Annotated in this window: 18 protein-coding genes; 14 read left to right on the forward strand and 4 right to left on the reverse strand. The window is 30.0% G+C overall.

The genetic code is table 11. From position 1 onward, the window contains the following. Positions 1–6: 6 nt before the first annotated feature. The gene (locus ACEQT4_RS06205; protein WP_370226576.1) at positions 7–1,281 is read left to right on the forward strand and encodes a DUF2254 domain-containing protein; all 1,275 of its coding nucleotides are present in this window, start codon (positions 7–9) and stop codon (positions 1,279–1,281) included. Here ACEQT4_RS06205 and ACEQT4_RS06210 read toward each other — a convergent pair. Next, a complete protein-coding gene (locus ACEQT4_RS06210; protein ID WP_370226577.1) occupies positions 1,270–2,076 on the reverse strand; it encodes a hypothetical protein in 807 nt (268 codons plus the stop codon). The two genes, ACEQT4_RS06205 and ACEQT4_RS06210, sit on opposite strands and share 12 nt — an antisense overlap. Positions 2,077–2,162: 86 nt before the next feature. On the opposite strand from ACEQT4_RS06210, the gene ACEQT4_RS06215 reads away from it, so the two are divergent. From ACEQT4_RS06215 to ACEQT4_RS06225, 3 genes are read left to right on the forward strand one after another with little or no spacing between them, the layout of a single operon-like run. Continuing rightward, complete coding sequence (locus tag ACEQT4_RS06215) at positions 2,163–2,849, forward strand: glycerophosphodiester phosphodiesterase (RefSeq protein WP_370226579.1); 687 nt, start codon at positions 2,163–2,165, stop codon at positions 2,847–2,849. Next, positions 2,846–4,051: an NAD(P)/FAD-dependent oxidoreductase gene (locus tag ACEQT4_RS06220; protein WP_370226580.1), complete on the forward strand. Its 1,206-nt coding sequence runs from the start codon at positions 2,846–2,848 to the stop codon at positions 4,049–4,051. Before ACEQT4_RS06215 ends, ACEQT4_RS06220 begins: the two co-directional genes overlap by 4 nt. 2 nt (positions 4,052–4,053) lie before the next feature. Further along, on the forward strand, positions 4,054–4,590 hold the full coding sequence (locus ACEQT4_RS06225; RefSeq protein WP_370226581.1) for a DUF1697 domain-containing protein: 537 nt from the start codon (positions 4,054–4,056) through the stop codon (positions 4,588–4,590). On the opposite strand, the gene ACEQT4_RS06230 is transcribed toward ACEQT4_RS06225, so the two are convergent. After that, positions 4,587–5,147 (reverse strand): TetR/AcrR family transcriptional regulator, encoded by a 561-nt coding sequence (locus tag ACEQT4_RS06230; RefSeq protein WP_223077475.1) that lies wholly within the window; start codon positions 5,145–5,147, stop codon positions 4,587–4,589. The two genes, ACEQT4_RS06225 and ACEQT4_RS06230, sit on opposite strands and share 4 nt — an antisense overlap. Before the next feature lie 201 nt (positions 5,148–5,348). On the opposite strand from ACEQT4_RS06230, the gene mvaD reads away from it, so the two are divergent. The 4 genes from mvaD to ACEQT4_RS06250 all read left to right on the forward strand — a co-directional run bounded on the left by mvaD (position 5,349) and on the right by ACEQT4_RS06250 (position 9,343). Next, a complete protein-coding gene (mvaD, locus tag ACEQT4_RS06235; RefSeq protein WP_370226583.1) occupies positions 5,349–6,428 on the forward strand; it encodes a diphosphomevalonate decarboxylase in 1,080 nt (359 codons plus the stop codon). A gap of 28 nt (positions 6,429–6,456) precedes the next feature. Then, positions 6,457–7,386 (forward strand): mevalonate kinase, encoded by a 930-nt coding sequence (locus ACEQT4_RS06240; protein ID WP_370226584.1) that lies wholly within the window; start codon positions 6,457–6,459, stop codon positions 7,384–7,386. 175 nt (positions 7,387–7,561) lie between these two features. Next, complete coding sequence (locus tag ACEQT4_RS06245; RefSeq protein ID WP_370226586.1) at positions 7,562–8,467, forward strand: geranylgeranylglycerol-phosphate geranylgeranyltransferase; 906 nt, start codon at positions 7,562–7,564, stop codon at positions 8,465–8,467. A 33-nt stretch (positions 8,468–8,500) separates the two neighbouring features. Continuing rightward, positions 8,501–9,343: a pseudouridine synthase gene (locus tag ACEQT4_RS06250; protein ID WP_027881008.1), complete on the forward strand. Its 843-nt coding sequence runs from the start codon at positions 8,501–8,503 to the stop codon at positions 9,341–9,343. A 31-nt stretch (positions 9,344–9,374) separates the two neighbouring features. Here the strand turns inward: ACEQT4_RS06250 and ACEQT4_RS06255 are convergent, their stop codons facing one another. Beyond that, positions 9,375–10,247 carry a sterol desaturase family protein gene (locus ACEQT4_RS06255; RefSeq protein WP_370226587.1) on the reverse strand — a complete coding sequence of 291 codons (873 nt, stop codon included), beginning with the start codon at positions 10,245–10,247 and terminating at the stop codon, positions 9,375–9,377. A gap of 396 nt (positions 10,248–10,643) precedes the next feature. Between ACEQT4_RS06255 and ACEQT4_RS06260 the strand changes: the two genes are divergently transcribed. From ACEQT4_RS06260 to ACEQT4_RS06285, 6 genes are all read left to right on the forward strand, one after another. Next, the gene (locus ACEQT4_RS06260) at positions 10,644–12,041 is read left to right on the forward strand and encodes an arginine decarboxylase (RefSeq protein WP_027881010.1); all 1,398 of its coding nucleotides are present in this window, start codon (positions 10,644–10,646) and stop codon (positions 12,039–12,041) included. Continuing rightward, positions 12,031–12,966: an agmatinase gene (gene speB, locus ACEQT4_RS06265; protein WP_370226588.1), complete on the forward strand. Its 936-nt coding sequence runs from the start codon at positions 12,031–12,033 to the stop codon at positions 12,964–12,966. The genes ACEQT4_RS06260 and speB overlap by 11 nt, the downstream gene beginning before the upstream one ends. Beyond that, a complete protein-coding gene (locus tag ACEQT4_RS06270; protein ID WP_027881012.1) occupies positions 12,956–13,930 on the forward strand; it encodes a deoxyhypusine synthase family protein in 975 nt (324 codons plus the stop codon). Before speB ends, ACEQT4_RS06270 begins: the two co-directional genes overlap by 11 nt. A gap of 57 nt (positions 13,931–13,987) precedes the next feature. Then, the gene (locus ACEQT4_RS06275; RefSeq protein WP_027881013.1) at positions 13,988–14,311 is read left to right on the forward strand and encodes a hypothetical protein; all 324 of its coding nucleotides are present in this window, start codon (positions 13,988–13,990) and stop codon (positions 14,309–14,311) included. A 2-nt stretch (positions 14,312–14,313) separates the two neighbouring features. Beyond that, on the forward strand, positions 14,314–15,090 hold the full coding sequence (locus ACEQT4_RS06280) for an RMD1 family protein (protein ID WP_106680002.1): 777 nt from the start codon (positions 14,314–14,316) through the stop codon (positions 15,088–15,090). A 139-nt stretch (positions 15,091–15,229) separates the two neighbouring features. Continuing rightward, positions 15,230–15,568 (forward strand): hypothetical protein, encoded by a 339-nt coding sequence (locus ACEQT4_RS06285; RefSeq protein ID WP_370226590.1) that lies wholly within the window; start codon positions 15,230–15,232, stop codon positions 15,566–15,568. A 55-nt stretch (positions 15,569–15,623) separates the two neighbouring features. On the opposite strand, the gene yihA is transcribed toward ACEQT4_RS06285, so the two are convergent. Next, a complete protein-coding gene (gene yihA, locus ACEQT4_RS06290) occupies positions 15,624–16,232 on the reverse strand; it encodes a ribosome biogenesis GTP-binding protein YihA/YsxC (RefSeq protein WP_370226591.1) in 609 nt (202 codons plus the stop codon). Positions 16,233–16,240: the final 8 nt, after the last annotated feature.

Below are 16,240 nucleotides of genomic sequence, written 5' to 3' on the forward strand. Positions count from 1 at the left end.
ATTTAAATGAAAAACTACTTAGCTAGCTTAATAAAATATATCTATAAACTAGAAGGTAAAATAGCCTTTTATCCAACATTTTATAGTGTTATTGGTCTCGCTATTTCATTTTTAACTTATGGTGCAGAAAATTTAGGGGTATCAGAGTATTTATACAAAAATATTCCGCAACTAATTATTAATAGTACAGACACTGCGCTAAATATTTTAACAACATTTATTGCTGGGTTAATATCTATAATGGTATTTAGCTTTTCCATGGTAATGGTGTTACTTAATCAGGCTTCAAGTAATTTTTCTCCAAGAGTATTACCAGGTTTAATTTCTAATAAGCGACATCAAAAAATATTAGGTATTTATAATGCTACTTTGCTGTACTGTATTTTTACTTTGGTACAAATAGAACCTAACCAAGACAAATTTCAGCTTCCAGGATTTTCGGTGTTATTAGCAATTGGATTTATGACTGTTTGTTTAGGTGCTTTTATATATTTTATTCATTCAATTTCTGAAGAAATTCAAGTGAATAATATTATTTTAAACATATATAAAAAAGCTAAAAGTAGACTAGAAAAACTTATCGATTCTGAGAAAACGAATAATCTTAATTTCCCAGATTCAAAACAATGGAATTGTTACAATACTAAAACTTCAGGCTATTTGCAAGATATTGTCTTGGGTGTTTTGTTAGATTTTGCAAAAGCGCATAATTGTAAATTTGAAGTATTACCTATTAAAGGTAATTTTGTTTTAGAAGATGAGATTCTTTTTAAATGCAATAAAAAGCTAAATGAAGAAGAATTAAAAAAAATATATTCTTTGTTTAACTTTTCTAGTAGCCAGCGTATTGAAGAAAATTACGTTTTAGCTTTTAAACAAATGACAGAAATAGCTGTAAAATCTATGTCGCCAGGAATTAACGATCCAGGAACAGCGCTAATATGTATAGATTACTTAACACAATTATTTAATATTAGACTTTGTAAAAAGGATAAAATTATTTTATCACAAGAAGATGTGAGTTGTATAAAGATTAATTCGGTAAGTTTTAAGTCGCTTTTATACTCTGTTATAACACCTATTAGAACTTACTCTAAACACGATATAGTTATTGTTTTAAAATTATTTTCTATGTTAGAATACGTATATCTTAATTCAAAAAACGAGGTGTATTCTAAAGCTATAAAAGAAGAAGCTAATTCTTTGTATAAAGATGCGAAGCAAGTTATTAAAAACGAAACTGATTTATCAAAATTAGAAACGGCTTTCTTAAAGTTTTAATACATAAATATTATTATCCTCTTTACCAGAATCTTCATCTGTTATAATTACTGTATTGTTATCTTTAAAACAAATACCTTCTTTTTGAGAGTCGTGCTTAAAATCTACAGCTTCAACCTTTCCTTCAAAAAAGTTGTCGTCTTCAAAGTCTGTTAATTTCCATAATTTATCATGATTAAGTAATACAACAGTTTTTCCGTCATCACTAATATCTGCAGACGTTATTTTATTGTGTTTTCCTTCTAAATTATATTCTGTTACAAGTTTTGCTACATGTGTGCCTAGCGTATTCGGAACTTTTAAAACTTTAAAATTTTTGGTTTCTTTAGTAAAAATGTAAAAGTTGTTATTTAACAAAAAGAAAGACTCAAAATCTTCAGATTTTACATTTTTTGGTAAGGTAAAATGAATAGTATCTGCTGTTGCTTTATCTTTTACCGAATTTATATCTTCAATTTTATAAATAAAAAAATGATCTCTTTTTTTGTTGTTGTTTCCAAAATCACCGATATATAGATTTCCGTCGTCATCACTAGTAAGATCTTCCCAGTCTTCATTTTTAACGTTGCTTACATCTATATCTCTAACAATATTTCCTTTGTAGTCCATACCATACACATTGTTTTTGTTACCAGCATCTTCAAGAGTCCAAACAATATTTGTGTGGTTAACTATTTCTGCAGCAGACGCTTCTTTTAAATCGCTATCAATGGAACCAACAACAGTAAGTTTTCCGCTTTGACAAGACATAAAAAGTAATATTAAAAAGACAGCAGGTTTTAACTTAAAAATCATAAATTGTAAATTGTTAAATGAGAACAAAAATATAAGTATTGTAATATTTAAATTAAAAAATAGACTCATAAAAAAATTATAAATTAATGAAAAGCACCTTAAAAGTGGGACACAGAGGCGCAAAAGGATACATATCAGAAAACACACTACCTTCAATTAAAAAAGCATTAGAATTGGGCGTAGATGGAATAGAAATAGATGTGCATCTATGTGCGTCTGGAGAGTTAGTGGTGTTTCATGATTTTACTTTAGACAGAATGACTAATGGTACAGGAGAGTTAGGTAAACAAACGCTTAATCAATTACAATTATTAAAAATTGATGGTCAATATAAAATACCAACATTAATAGAGGTTTTAGATCTGATAAACGGAAGTTGCTTACTTAATATAGAATTAAAAGGAGAGAAAACAGCACAAGCAACTGTTAACCTGTTGCATAAATATTTTGCAAAAGATAATTGGTCTTACAATAATATTTTGATAAGTAGTTTTCAAAGAAAAGAACTAGAAGCTGTTTACACTATAGATAAAAAAATGCCTTTAGGAGTATTAACCAAAGCAAGTGTAAATGCCTCTATACGTTTTGCAAAAACAATAGAAGCAGTTGCAATTCATCCTAATTTTGCACTTTTAAGTAAAAATAACGTAAAAGAGGCTCAAGACGAAGGTTTTAAAGTAAATGCATGGACTGTTAATGATTACGAGTCTATTGAGCGTATAAAGTCTTACGGTGTTGATGCTATAATAAGTGATTACCCAGATAGAATATGAAGTATTTTGATGTAATAATAGTTGGTGGTGGCGCAGCTGGTTTTTTTGCGGCTATTAACATAGCAGAACAATATCCAGACGTAAGTGTAGCTATTTTAGAAAAAAGTAAAGAAGTACTGTCTAAAGTAAAAGTCTCTGGTGGTGGACGTTGTAATGTAACCCATGCAGAGTTTATTCCTCAAGAATTAGTAAAAAACTACCCAAGAGGAGAAAAAGAATTACTAGGACCATTTCATTCTTTTATGACAGGAGACACTATGGAATGGTTCGAAAAAAAAGGCGTGCCACTTAAAATAGAAGAAGATGGGCGCATTTTTCCAGAATCTAACAGTTCTCAAACTATCATAGATTGCTTTCTTTACGAAGCAAAAAAACTTGGTGTTGAGGTTATTAAACAACAAGTTGTAACAAATTTTAATAAAGATGAATATTGGCAAGTCAATACCAAAACAGACTTATATTCTTGCGAAAAATTAATAATAGCAACAGGTAGTAGTGCTAAGATTTGGACAGAATTAAATAAGCTTGGACATAATATCGTACAACCAGTTCCTTCATTATTTACGTTTAATATTAACGATTCTAGAATAAAAGAAATACCAGGTGTTGTGGCTCAAAATGTAACTGTAAAAGTGTTAGGAACTAATCTTGAGACTAATGGACCGTTGTTGATTACACATTGGGGAATGAGTGCTCCTGCTATACTAAAATTATCAGCTTTTGGCGCTGTAGAATTAGCTAAAAAGCAATATAATTTTCAAATTGAAATTAATTTTATTAATCAAGATTACGACGATGCTTTATCAACATTAAAGCAAATAAAAATAGATCTTGCCAAAAAGGTTGTTGTTAATCACGCAATGTTTGATTTGCCAAAACGTTTATGGAATCAACTAGTTTTAGCTTCACAAATAAGCGCTGAAGCAAGATGGGCAGATATAAATAAGTATCAATTAGAGCAACTGTCAAATCAGTTAACAAAAGCAATATTTAATGTAAAAGGTAAAAGTACTTTTAAAGAAGAGTTTGTGACAGCTGGCGGAATAGACCTAAAAGAAGTAAACTTTAAAAACTACCAAAGTAAGCTTTTTGAAAACTTATATTTTGCGGGAGAAGTCATTAATGTAGACGCAGTTACTGGCGGATTTAATTTTCAAAACGCATGGACAGGCGCCTATATATTATCTAAAAATCTTTTTTAAATATGAAAACATATTTAGCCTTTTTAAAAGGTATTAATGTTGGTGGACATCATAAAATATTAATGAAAGATCTTAGGGATTTGTTAAATAACCTAGGATTTAAGCATGTTAAAACGTATATCCAAAGTGGTAATGTGATTTTTAAGACAGAAATAAAAGATAAAACAGTTGTAGAAAAACAAATAACTACTGCAATTAAAAATAAATACAACTATAACATACAAGTAATTGTAAAACAGCCCAAAGAAGTACAGGCTATTTTAGATAACTCGCCATTTATACAAGAGAAAACTCAAGAGAGTTATTTTTTTATATTAAAAAACTCTCCGTCAGGAAAAAGTATTGATCAAATACAATCAATAAGTTATCCAAATGAAGAGTTTTTTGTAACAAGTAAAGTTGTTTATCTTTATTGTAATGTTGGATACGGAAGAGCAAAATGTAATAATACTTTTTTTGAAAAAAAGCTAAATGTAATTGCTACTGCACGTAACTACAAAACCTTAAATAAAGTTTTAGAAATTAGTAAGGATAATTAGTGTTTTTTAATACAATCCCAAGCCATTCCTGTAACTTGCTTAATTTCTTTTTCAGAAAGCTCTATTGCTTCTTTTTCTTTTAGCTTAACAGCAGATGTAATACAGCCAGAAGCTGTTTGCATTAACAATCTTAATTCTACATCATCTCTTAAATAACCATCATCAATTCCTTTTTGAAAAAACTCTCTTAATCCAGCTGTGTATTCTCTAACAGCTTCAACTAATTCTTTTGGCATTAACGGTGGTACAGCAACAAACTCCATAAACTTAAAAGCTAATGGGTTGCCAATGTAATAGTTAAAAAGATTTAAGCAAATTGCTTCAAATTGAGTTTTAAAATCAGTATCAGGTAAATTAGCCATCAAAACAACACCATAGTCTTGGTTAATCATTTTGTAAATTTCCTCTAAGATTTCTTGTTTGTTGTCAAAATAGTGGTAAATAGTACCAACTGCAACATTAGCCTCTTTTGCTACTTGTGACATAGGTGTAGCATAAACACCTTGTTTTACCACCAATTCTAGCATGGTAAAAATTATTCGTTGTCTTTTATCCATTTGGATACAAAAAATTTGATAAGGTGAAAGAAGTTTTTGGTTAATTTTGGGAGTACTTCCACCTTAAGTTAGTTAATTAAACATTTAAATTTACACAAAGTGAATAAATAAATCAATTAATTAAATTGAATACCTATTCATTGTAAAACTACTAAAATTATAGAATAATAAAAACTATCTTTGTCAAAAAATAAATAATAAATGTTGATAGATCAGTTTTGTTTTTCATTAGATGTTAGTAAACTTAAGGAAGGAAGCGTGATTTGGGAATCTCCTAGTAATATTGCTTTAGTGAAATATTGGGGCAAAAAAGAGCATCAAATTCCAGAAAATACATCAATAAGTTTCACTTTAAACCAGTGTAAAACAATTACAGAATTAACATTTGTTAAGAAAAATTTAACAGAAGAATTTTCATTTGATGTTCTTTTGGACGATCAAGCTAAGCCAGAATTCAAATCTAAAATAGCTACATTTTTCAAGCGTGTAGAAGGTTATTTACCATTTTTAAAACATTATCATTTTGTTATAAATACAAAAAATACGTTTCCTCATAGTTCGGGTATCGCTTCCTCAGCTTCAGGGATGAGTGCTTTAGCTTTATGTTTAATGGATGTCGAAAAATTACATAATCCACAAATGACACAAGATTACTTTAATAAAAAAGCGTCATTTTTAGCAAGATTAGGTTCTGGTAGCGCCAGCAGAAGTATTGAAGGACCAATTGTAGTTTGGGGTAATCATCCAGAAATTGAAGAAAGCAGCGATCTTTTTGGTGTTAAATATCCGTATAAAGTACATGATAATATTAGCAATTTTAACGACACAATTTTACTTGTAGATAAAGGCGAGAAACAAGTAAGCAGTACTGTTGGTCATAATTTAATGCATGGACATTCATTTGCAAAAAATAGATTTATTCAAGCAGAAGAAAATATCTCTAAACTAAAATCTATTTTAGCATCAGGAGATTTAAACGCATTTATAGAGTTAGTAGAAAGTGAAGCACTTACATTACACGCAATGATGATGACAAGTTTGCCTTACTTTATATTGATGAAACCCAATACACTTCAAATCATTAATAAAATTTGGCAATTTAGAAAAGAAACAGGTTTGCCAATTTGTTTTACATTAGATGCAGGAGCAAACGTTCATGTTTTGTATCCATCAAAAGAAGAAGAAAAAATATTAAAATTCATTAACACAGAGTTAGTTGCGTATTGCCAAAACGGTCATTATATTTGCGATAAAATTGGTTTTGGCGCTAAAAAGCAGTAAATTTATATAACCATTGCATTAATAGCTTATGAAAGGTCCCTTATTTTATTCTAAAATTTTACTTTTTGGTGAGTACGGTATTATCAAAGATTCTAAAGGATTATCGATACCATACAACTTCTACAACGGAGCGTTAAAAAAAGATAATAACTTATCTAAAGAAGCTAAAGCATCTAACGAAAGTTTGAGTCGTTTCGCTGACTATTTATCCAATATTAATAAAGATTTAGTGACTTTTGATATTGATGCACTAAATCAAGATATAGCGCAAGGTATGTTTTTTGACTCTTCAATACCTCAAGGTTATGGAGTAGGAAGTAGTGGCGCTTTAGTGGCTGCGATCTATGATAAATATGCAGATGAAAAAATTACTGTTTTAGAAAATTTAACGAGAGATAAGCTATTAAAATTGAAAGCTATTTTTTCTGAGATGGAATCTTTCTTTCACGGAAAATCTTCAGGATTAGATCCATTAAATAGCTACTTAAGCTTGCCAATTCTTATAAACTCTAAAGAAAATATTGAAGCAACAGGCATACCAACTCAAAGTACAGATGGTAAAGGTGCTGTGTTTTTATTAGATTCTGGTGTTGTTGGTGAAACTGCACCAATGGTTTCTATTTTTATGGAAAACATGAAACAAGAAGGCTTTAGAAACATGCTTAAAGACCAATTTATAAAACATACTGATGCTTGTGTAGAAGACTTTTTAAAAGGCGATATTAAATCTTTATTTAAAAACACTAAGCAATTATCTAAAGTAGTTTTTAATCATTTTAAACCAATGATTCCTGCACAATTCCATGAACTTTGGAAAAAAGGTTTAGAAACCAATGATTACTATTTAAAACTATGCGGTTCTGGAGGTGGCGGTTATATTTTAGGATTTGCTCCAGATTTTAAAAAAGCAGAAGAAGCTTTAAAAGATTATAAATTAGAAGTGGTTTATAATTTTTAAATAAAGAAAGATATAATGCAAATAGAAATTAACGACTTTTCAATAGGATTATTCATATGGCAGTTGGCATTAATTGTATTTGCTTTACTTTTCGTTTTTATAATTTATAAGGTTTTAAGAAAATACGTTTTCAATAAGTAATCTTCTGTGTAAGCAGGATTTCATTTTTATTCATATGCTGTCCAGAAAACAAAAACATGTGTTGCTTAAATTTTTCAGCATGTTTTCTGTGGTAAGAGGTTATAATATTTTAGTAATAATTATAGCGCAATACTTAGCGTCCATTTTTATTTTTGCACATGATAAATCAGCAAAATCTGTTCTCTTAGATTTAAATTTATTAATGTTAGTTTTAGCATCTGCTGCTGTTATTGCTGGTGGATATATTATCAATAATTTTTACGATTCTGAAAAAGACTTAATCAATAGACCAAATAAATCTATGTTAGATAGGTTGGTTAGTCAAAATACAAAACTGTCCTTATATTTTGTGCTAAATTTTTCAGCAATAGTTATGGCTAGTTATGTGTCTTTTAAACCAGTCTTATTCTTTTCTGTTTATATATTTGGGATCTGGTTTTATTCTCATAAACTAAAAAAAATGCCAATAGTAGGCAATTTAGTGTCAGCTATTTTAACAATAACGCCCTTTTTTGTCATTTTTGTGTATTACAAAAATTTTGATAATGTAATATTAATGCATGCATCATTTTTGTTCTTAATACTTTCAATAAGAGAACTTACCAAAGACTTAGAAAATATTAAAGGAGATTTAACGCTTAACTACAGAACAATTCCGATAGTTTATGGAGAGGCTACTTCAAAAAAAATGATTAGTGTTTTGGTTGCGCTTACATTAATACCTTCTTATTTTTTAATTACACAGTATAATATTGGTAAGATGAATTTTTATTTCTACATCTGTGAAATCTTATTGATAGTCTATTTATTTCTGCTCTGGAAATCTAAAACAAAGACCCATTACTTGTGGTTGCACAATATCTTGAAATTCATTTTATTGGCAGGTGTTTTAAGTATTGTTTTAATAGACTATAATGTAGTTATAGAGCGTATTTTGTGAAAAATTCGTTGTAGCTTTGCAAAAAAATAAATTATGAGTAGACATCAAGGTGCAAATGATAAGAGAAAAAACTCTGGAAGAGGCAGAGGAAACTCTAAAAGCAAAACTTATGCAAGAGGTAACGCGCCAGTAAAACCTAAAAAGGTTTCTAAACAGGCGTCTTCAGATTCTGACTTAATCAGATTAAATAAATACATAGCTAACGCAGGTATATGTTCTCGTCGTGAGGCCGATCAACATATAGCAATGGGTTTGGTGACCGTAAATGGTAATATCGTTACCGAAATGGGTTACAAAGTAAAGTTAGATGACGAAGTACGTTATGATGGAGCAAGAGTAAGTCCAGAAAAAAAGGCATATGTTTTATTAAATAAACCAAAGGGTTTTGCAACAACAACTAGTACAGATAAAGGTCGTACTGTTATGGATTTGGTTGCAAATGCAACAAGCTCTAGAATTAAGCCAATTGGTCGTTTAGGACGAAACTCAACAGGATTATTATTATTTACAAACGATGAAAAGATTGTAAAAAAGTTTACAAATTCTAAAAATGGCGTATCAAGATTATTTCATGTAGAATTAGATAAAAACCTTAAACTTGAAGATTTAAAGAAAATTCAAGAAGGATTTAAAGTAGATGATAAATTAATTACAGTAGAAGAGGTTAGTTATATTGATGGTTCTCCTAAAAAAGAAATAGGTATTAAAATTAAAAATACCGGTAATACAATTTTAAGAACCATTTTTGATCATTTAAAATACGATATTGTAAAAATTGACTGTGTAGCAATTGCACATCTAACCAAAAAAGATATTCCTCGTGGTAATTGGAAGATCTTAACAGAGCAAGAAGTAAATACATTAAAAATGTTATAACAAAAAAGCCAACTTTTACAGTTGGCTTTTTTTATTTTTCTTTCTTAAATCCGTAGGTGTTTTGACCAATAAAATCTTTAGGAAATTGGTCGTCACCTTCAAAACCAATTTCAATGGTACCACTATCTTCTGGTACAAAATTAGTTTTAAATATATAATCCCATAAGCTTAAGCTAATTCCGTAGTTAATACCATGTCTACCTTCTGGTATAGTGTAAGCATGATGATAAAGGTGCATTACAGGATTATTAAAAATATATTTTAAAGGACCATAGGTTAGCTTTATGTTAGAATGGTTTAGGTGACCAATAGTAATTGCAATAAAATGAACGATATAAGCTTGTTCAGGTTCAAAACCACCAAGAATCATAACGCCAAAAACCTTTAAGGGTTTATATAAGACGTTTTCCATCCAATGGTAGCGTAAATGTGCCGCAAAACCCATTTCTTTAACGCTATGATGTACTTTATGGAAATTCCAAAGAAATTCATAACGATGAAGTAGCACGTGTGTAAACCATTGTACAAAATCTAAGATCAAAAAGAAAACAAGCAGTTGTAACCAAGGAGACCAATTAGAAATATTTATTAATGCTAAGCTTTGAGTAGTTATATTAAATTCTGCAAAAAACAAACTAATAATTTTATAAAAGCCACTTATAACTATAGAAAAAACAAAAAAGTTAAAAAACATATAGAAGGCATCTAGCCAAAAGTCTTTTCTAATAATAGCTTGGTTTTTTCTCCACGGGAAAACAATCTCTAATCCCCAAACAAATAAAGATATAAAGATTAGTCCCCAAAAATAATTTGTATACCAAGGGACTTCAAAAATTATAGATTTATAAGTCCAATTAACCGTTCCTAAAAAAGAGTTAATAAAAGCGTCTAAATATTTTTCCATCTTTCAATTATGAAACCTAAATTTTAGTCGTGCAAAATACTAAATCTTACAGGTGTTTTTTGTAATTTTTGTTACAATTGAAAAAAAACAAAAAAAAGTTTTGCGTGTCAAAAAAAAAATTACATTTGTCACGCATTTAGCTGAACATTTTGAAAACTGTTTCTATGTTCGGGCTTTTGAAAATTAGGAAGTCATATTCAAAAGCAGCTTACAGATTAAGTGACCGAATTTTAAAGCTAACTTCCGCATTTACTTCGATTTATGCTAGTCAGCATCAGCTTGGCTTTGTGCCAACTTATGACTTAAAAATCCAAATTTGATATAATTCTTATTATTTTTTTAACAGTAAATTTATACTGTTTTGGTAACTTTTTAGAAAATTTATAAAAAATAATAATGAAAACTAAATACATAGATTTAATAAGTCAAACTTTTGATTTTCCTCAAGAAGAGTTTGACTTAAAAAATAAAACATTACAATTTCATGACGTAGATTTAATGAAGTTGATTGAGGAATATGGTGCGCCATTAAAATTTACTTATCTACCTCAAATTTCTAATAATATTCAACGCGCAAAGCAGTGGTTTGCTAATGCTATAGATAAGCATAATTATAAAGGTAAATACAACTATTGTTATTGTACAAAAAGCTCTCACTTTAAACATGTTTTAAATGAAGCTTTAAAAAACGATATTCATATAGAAACATCTTCTGCATTTGATATAGATATTGTCGAAAATCTTAAAAAAGAAGGAAAAATTACTAATGATACCTTTGTTATTAGCAATGGTTTTAAACGTGAGCAGTATGTAACTAACATTGCTAGATTAATTAATAATGGTCATCATAATTGTATCCCTATAATTGATAATTACGAAGAGATTAATCTACTATCAGAAGAAATTAATGATAACTTTAAAGTAGGTATTAGAATTGCATCAGAAGAAGAGCCAAAATTTGAGTTTTATACCTCTCGTTTAGGTATAGGTTACAAAAATATTGTACCATTTTATAAAAACCAGATTAAAGATAATCCAAAAGTAGAGCTTAAAATGCTTCACTTTTTTATAAATACAGGTATAAGGGATAATGCATATTACTGGAACGAGTTAATCAAATGTTTACGTGTTTATGTTAGCTTAAAAAAGATATGTCCAACATTAGATAGTTTAAATATTGGCGGTGGATTTCCTATAAAAAACTCGTTAGCTTTTGAGTTTGATTACGAGTATATGATAGATGAAATTTTAAATCAAATACAAACCATTTGTGATTTAGAAGGTGTAGATGTGCCAAATATTTTTACAGAATTTGGAAGTTTTACCGTAGGTGAAAGCGGAGGAGCAATCTATCAAGTGTTATATCAAAAACAACAAAATGATCGCGAAAAATGGAATATGATAAATTCGTCTTTCATAACAACATTACCAGACACATGGGCAATTAATAAAAGATTTATTATGCTGCCTATTAACCGTTGGCAAGATAGTTACGAGCGTGTATTGTTAGGCGGATTGACATGTGATAGTGACGATTATTACAATAGCGAGCAGCATATGAATGCAATATATCTACCAAAATATAACGTAGATAAACCATTATATATAGGCTTTTTTAATACAGGCGCTTACCAAGAAACCATAGGAGGTTTTGGAGGATTACAACACTGTTTAATACCAAGCCCAAAACATATCTTAATAGATAAAGATGATGATGGAAACATCAAAACACAATTATTTTCAGAACAACAAAAAAGTGAAGACTTACTTAAAATTTTAGGTTATGCAAACTAAAACGTATGCAGGAATTCCAGAAGAATTCTCAAAATTAGAAAAAGCAAAAGTAGTGTTAATACCTGTGCCATATGACGGTACAAGTACTTGGCAAAAAGGAGCAGATAAAGGTCCGAAAGCCTTTTTAGATGCTTCTGAAAACATGGAATTATACGATATAGAAACTGATACAGAAGTGTATCAGCAAGGTGTGTTTTTGGCAGACGCTGTAACAGAGAACAGTAGTCCAGAAGCAATGGTAGATGCTGTGCATCAAGCAACAAAAAGATATATTAAAAAAAATAAGTTTGTAACTATTTTTGGTGGTGAGCACTCGATATCTATTGGGACAATTCGTGCGTTTAACGAGATGTACCCAAACTTAACAGTGTTACAATTAGACGCGCATGCAGATTTACGTAAAGAATACGAAGGATCTAAATGTAATCATGCTTGTGCGGTTTACGAAGCAAGCCAAACAACAAATCTAATTCAAGTAGGGATTAGATCTATGGATGCTATTGAAAAAACAGTAATGGACGAAGAAAAAACGTACTTTGCTCATGAAATGGTAGAAGATAGTACATGGATGGATAGTGCAATTGACCAAATGACAGATAACGTATTTATTACAATAGATTTAGATGTGTTTGATCCTTCAATTATGCCAAGTACAGGTACGCCAGAACCAGGTGGATTATTATGGTACGAAACCCTAGATTTTTTAAGACAAATATTTGAAGAAAAAAATGTAGTAGGATTTGATATTGTAGAGCTTTGTCCAAATAAAGATGAAAAATCTTCAGACTTTTTAGCAGCTAAACTATATTATAAAATGTTAAGCTATAAGTTTTTAGATGAAAATATAGACGACGAATACGATAATAATTACGAAAACAAACAAAAAAATAACAGCACAAAATACAGCGAAGACGATGAGTACTAAAGGACCAATTTCTCAATTTATTCAACATCATTATTTACACTTTAATTCTGCAGCTCTTGTAGATGCAGCAAAAGGATACGAAGCGCAATTAAACAACGGTGCAAAAATGTTAGTGTCTCTTGCTGGTGCAATGAGTACTGCCGAATTAGGTAAAAGCTTTGCAGAGATGATCCGTCAAGACAAGGTTCAAATAATTAGCTGTACAGGTGCAAACCTTGAAGAAGATATTATGAATCTTGTAGCACATTCTCATTACAAACGTGTACCTAATTATCGTGATTTAACACCGCAAGACGAGTGGGATTTATTAGAAAAAGGATTAAACCGAGTAACAGATACTTGTATACCAGAAGAAGAAGCATTTAGAAGACTGCAACAACATATTTATAAAATATGGAAAGATGCAGAAGCAAATGGAGAGCGTTATTTTCCGCATGAATATATGTACAAAATGTTACTTTCTGGTGTGTTAGAAGAGTATTACGAAATAGATTTAAAAGACTCTTGGATGTATGCAGCAGCAGAGAAAAATTTACCAATAGTTGTTCCTGGTTGGGAAGATAGTACTATGGGTAATATTTTTGCAAGCTACGTATTAAAAGGAGAGCTTAAAGCAAGTACAATAAAATCTGGTATAGAGTATATGACCTTTTTAGCAGATTGGTATACAGAAAATTCTCAAAACGGAATTGGCTTCTTCCAAATAGGAGGTGGTATTGCAGGAGATTTTCCTATTTGTGTTGTGCCAATGCTATATCAAGATATGGAGCGAACAGATACGCCATTTTGGAGTTATTTCTGTCAAATAAGCGATTCTACAACTAGTTATGGTTCTTATTCTGGAGCAGTACCAAACGAAAAAATTACTTGGGGAAAACTAGATATTAATACACCAAAGTTTATTGTAGAAAGTGACGCTACAATAGTAGCGCCATTAATCTTTGCATACCTTTTGGATTGGTAAAAATTTCCTATAACTTTAAAATATAAAAATACATACCCGAAAAAGTAAAATTATTCCATGAAAAAGCCTGACAACCTAAAACGTGTTATCGTAGACTTTAAAAAATTAACACCAGAAATCTTAAAGCTTTTAGTAGATAAGTATCCTGATGGATATGACGAGGATCATATTATCGAATTTAGAAATGCTAAAAATGAATTAGTAGAAGCTGTAGAAGTAACAACAGAAGACACTAAATATTTAGTAAAAGTAAGTACCAAGTTAGTACAAACTATGGAAAATTATGACGAAGATGATTACGAAGATTTTGATAGTGATGATCCAGAAGCAGTACAAGATCCAGATATAGAGCCTAGCGAAGAGCAGGACGAAGATTTTTAACAATGTATAAAGTTGTAGCTTATCAAATAGCTAGTAGTATAAACATTAAAGCTTGTAAACAGCAATTGTCTTGGCAATTGCTGTTTCAAGATAGTGACGAGCTATTTTACGAAATTGATCAACATTCATTTGTGTATGTTTTTCAATATGGTATGGTTAGTTTTTTTAATATGTCTGATAGTCAAATAACAGAAGTATTAAATACTTTAAAACCGCATACCAATAATTATTTCTTCGAAAAACTGTCTGAAGCAACAGAGGTTTTAATTAAGCCAAAAACATTAAAAGTCCAGTTTAATCACATAGAATTACCAACTCTTGATCAAGAAATGATAAGATTGGTAATGTTATACGCATCGCAAAGTGTAGCATTAGACAGATATTCTGAAATTACAGAAGAACTGCTTGAGCAAACACATCAACATACATTATATCTAGAGAAAAAAGGAAAACTAGACATTTCAGGACATAAGCTAAAACGCTTCATAGGCAAGACGTTAAATATTAAAAACAAGATTTCTGAAAACTTATATATTTTTGATTCCCCAGAAATAACGTGGGAAAACGAGCAATTAAATAAATTAAATACAGATTTAAAACAGTCTTTTGACCTGCATGCACGTTATCGATTAATACATGAAAGAATCGAAATTATAAAAGAAAACCTAGAGCTTTTTAAAGATATAATGGACCATAGAGAAAGTAGTACTTTAGAGTGGATCATAATCATATTAATCGTAATAGAAGTATTCGATCTTTTTATAGCTAAATTTTGGTAGCCTTATAAGATTTTACAAAGCGTACACAGTTCATCTTACCACACGTAATTACAAGGTATTGTAATACTAAAAGCAATCGGACTTGAGGTGGCAAACTTCCGAGCAAAATAAATAAAACTCAACTTTAATTATTTTTAAAATGAAGACAAAACTTATCGTTTCAGTTTTTGCATTATTTGCTTATTTGTCAACAGCTTTTATAACGCCTTCAACGCAAAAAGCAATAAGCGGTACCTATGAAGGGACAGAAGAATTTAATTATGTGTTTACTGTAGAAGTAAAAGGCGAAAAGCAAACAATGAAATTTCAATATGCTTCAGAAGAAGTATTAGAAAATTATGATTTAGATACAGACGAATATATAGGTGAAGACTTTAAAATTACCTATCAAACATCAATAGAAGTTGTAGAAGACGAAGAAGGTAATGAAGAAGAAATAGAGGTGCTAACTATTACGGACTTGATGTTAAATCAGTAATTGTACAATCTATTTTAAAAAAAAAAGACCGCTATTATATGCGGTCTTTTTTATTTTACTGTTCAACTTCTATAGTGTTATTTAAATGGTCAATGTAGCCAAGTAACTCGTCTTTACCTATATTTTTACTTGAAGACGTTACGAAGTAATTTGGCATGTCTTGCCAAGTTTCAAGAAGTATGTTTTTATAATCTTCTATATGTTTTTCTATAGCTTTTGGTTTAAGTTTGTCTGCTTTGGTAAACACAATAGAAAATGGTATACCGTTTAAGCCTAAGTATTCCATAAACTCTAAATCTATTGGTTGAGGTTTGTGTCTAATGTCTACTAAAACAAAAGCGGTAATTAGTTGTCTTCGCTTTTCAAAATATTCAGTTATAAACTTCTGAAATACTTTTTTTGTACTTTTAGAAACGCGTGCATAACCGTAACCAGGTAAATCAACCAAAAACCAATTATCATTAATTAAAAAATGATTAATTAGTTGAGTTTTTCCTGGTCTTCCAGAGGTTTTAGCTAAACTCTTCCTGTTGGTTAGCATATTAATTAAAGAAGACTTACCGACATTACTACGCCCAATAAAAGCGTATTCTGGAAGCTTATCTTTTGGGCATTTAGCAACGTCAGAGTTGCTCATTACAAATGTAGCAGATTTAATATGCATTAGATTTA

Origin of the sequence: Mesoflavibacter sp. (genome assembly GCF_964226795.1) — a bacterium.
Taxonomy (GTDB): domain Bacteria; phylum Bacteroidota; class Bacteroidia; order Flavobacteriales; family Flavobacteriaceae; genus Mesoflavibacter; species Mesoflavibacter zeaxanthinifaciens.

Coding starts and splice junctions, on each gene's coding strand:
- ACEQT4_RS06270 (WP_027881012.1), top strand. CDS start 12,956: ATGAGTACTAAAGGACCAATTTCTCAATTTATTCAACATCATTATTTA.
- ACEQT4_RS06285 (WP_370226590.1), top strand. CDS start 15,230: ATGAAGACAAAACTTATCGTTTCAGTTTTTGCATTATTTGCTTATTTG.
- ACEQT4_RS06280 (WP_106680002.1), top strand. CDS start 14,314: ATGTATAAAGTTGTAGCTTATCAAATAGCTAGTAGTATAAACATTAAA.
- ACEQT4_RS06230 (WP_223077475.1), bottom strand. CDS start 5,147: ATGGATAAAAGACAACGAATAATTTTTACCATGCTAGAATTGGTGGTA.
- ACEQT4_RS06220 (WP_370226580.1), top strand. CDS start 2,846: ATGAAGTATTTTGATGTAATAATAGTTGGTGGTGGCGCAGCTGGTTTT.
- ACEQT4_RS06210 (WP_370226577.1), bottom strand. CDS start 2,076: ATGATTTTTAAGTTAAAACCTGCTGTCTTTTTAATATTACTTTTTATG.
- mvaD (WP_370226583.1), top strand. CDS start 5,349: ATGTTGATAGATCAGTTTTGTTTTTCATTAGATGTTAGTAAACTTAAG.
- ACEQT4_RS06260 (WP_027881010.1), top strand. CDS start 10,644: ATGAAAACTAAATACATAGATTTAATAAGTCAAACTTTTGATTTTCCT.
- ACEQT4_RS06205 (WP_370226576.1), top strand. CDS start 7: ATGAAAAACTACTTAGCTAGCTTAATAAAATATATCTATAAACTAGAA.
- ACEQT4_RS06255 (WP_370226587.1), bottom strand. CDS start 10,247: ATGGAAAAATATTTAGACGCTTTTATTAACTCTTTTTTAGGAACGGTT.
- ACEQT4_RS06250 (WP_027881008.1), top strand. CDS start 8,501: ATGAGTAGACATCAAGGTGCAAATGATAAGAGAAAAAACTCTGGAAGA.
- speB (WP_370226588.1), top strand. CDS start 12,031: ATGCAAACTAAAACGTATGCAGGAATTCCAGAAGAATTCTCAAAATTA.
- yihA (WP_370226591.1), bottom strand. CDS start 16,232: ATGCATATTAAATCTGCTACATTTGTAATGAGCAACTCTGACGTTGCT.
- ACEQT4_RS06245 (WP_370226586.1), top strand. CDS start 7,562: ATGCTGTCCAGAAAACAAAAACATGTGTTGCTTAAATTTTTCAGCATG.
- ACEQT4_RS06225 (WP_370226581.1), top strand. CDS start 4,054: ATGAAAACATATTTAGCCTTTTTAAAAGGTATTAATGTTGGTGGACAT.
- ACEQT4_RS06275 (WP_027881013.1), top strand. CDS start 13,988: ATGAAAAAGCCTGACAACCTAAAACGTGTTATCGTAGACTTTAAAAAA.
- ACEQT4_RS06240 (WP_370226584.1), top strand. CDS start 6,457: ATGAAAGGTCCCTTATTTTATTCTAAAATTTTACTTTTTGGTGAGTAC.
- ACEQT4_RS06215 (WP_370226579.1), top strand. CDS start 2,163: ATGAAAAGCACCTTAAAAGTGGGACACAGAGGCGCAAAAGGATACATA.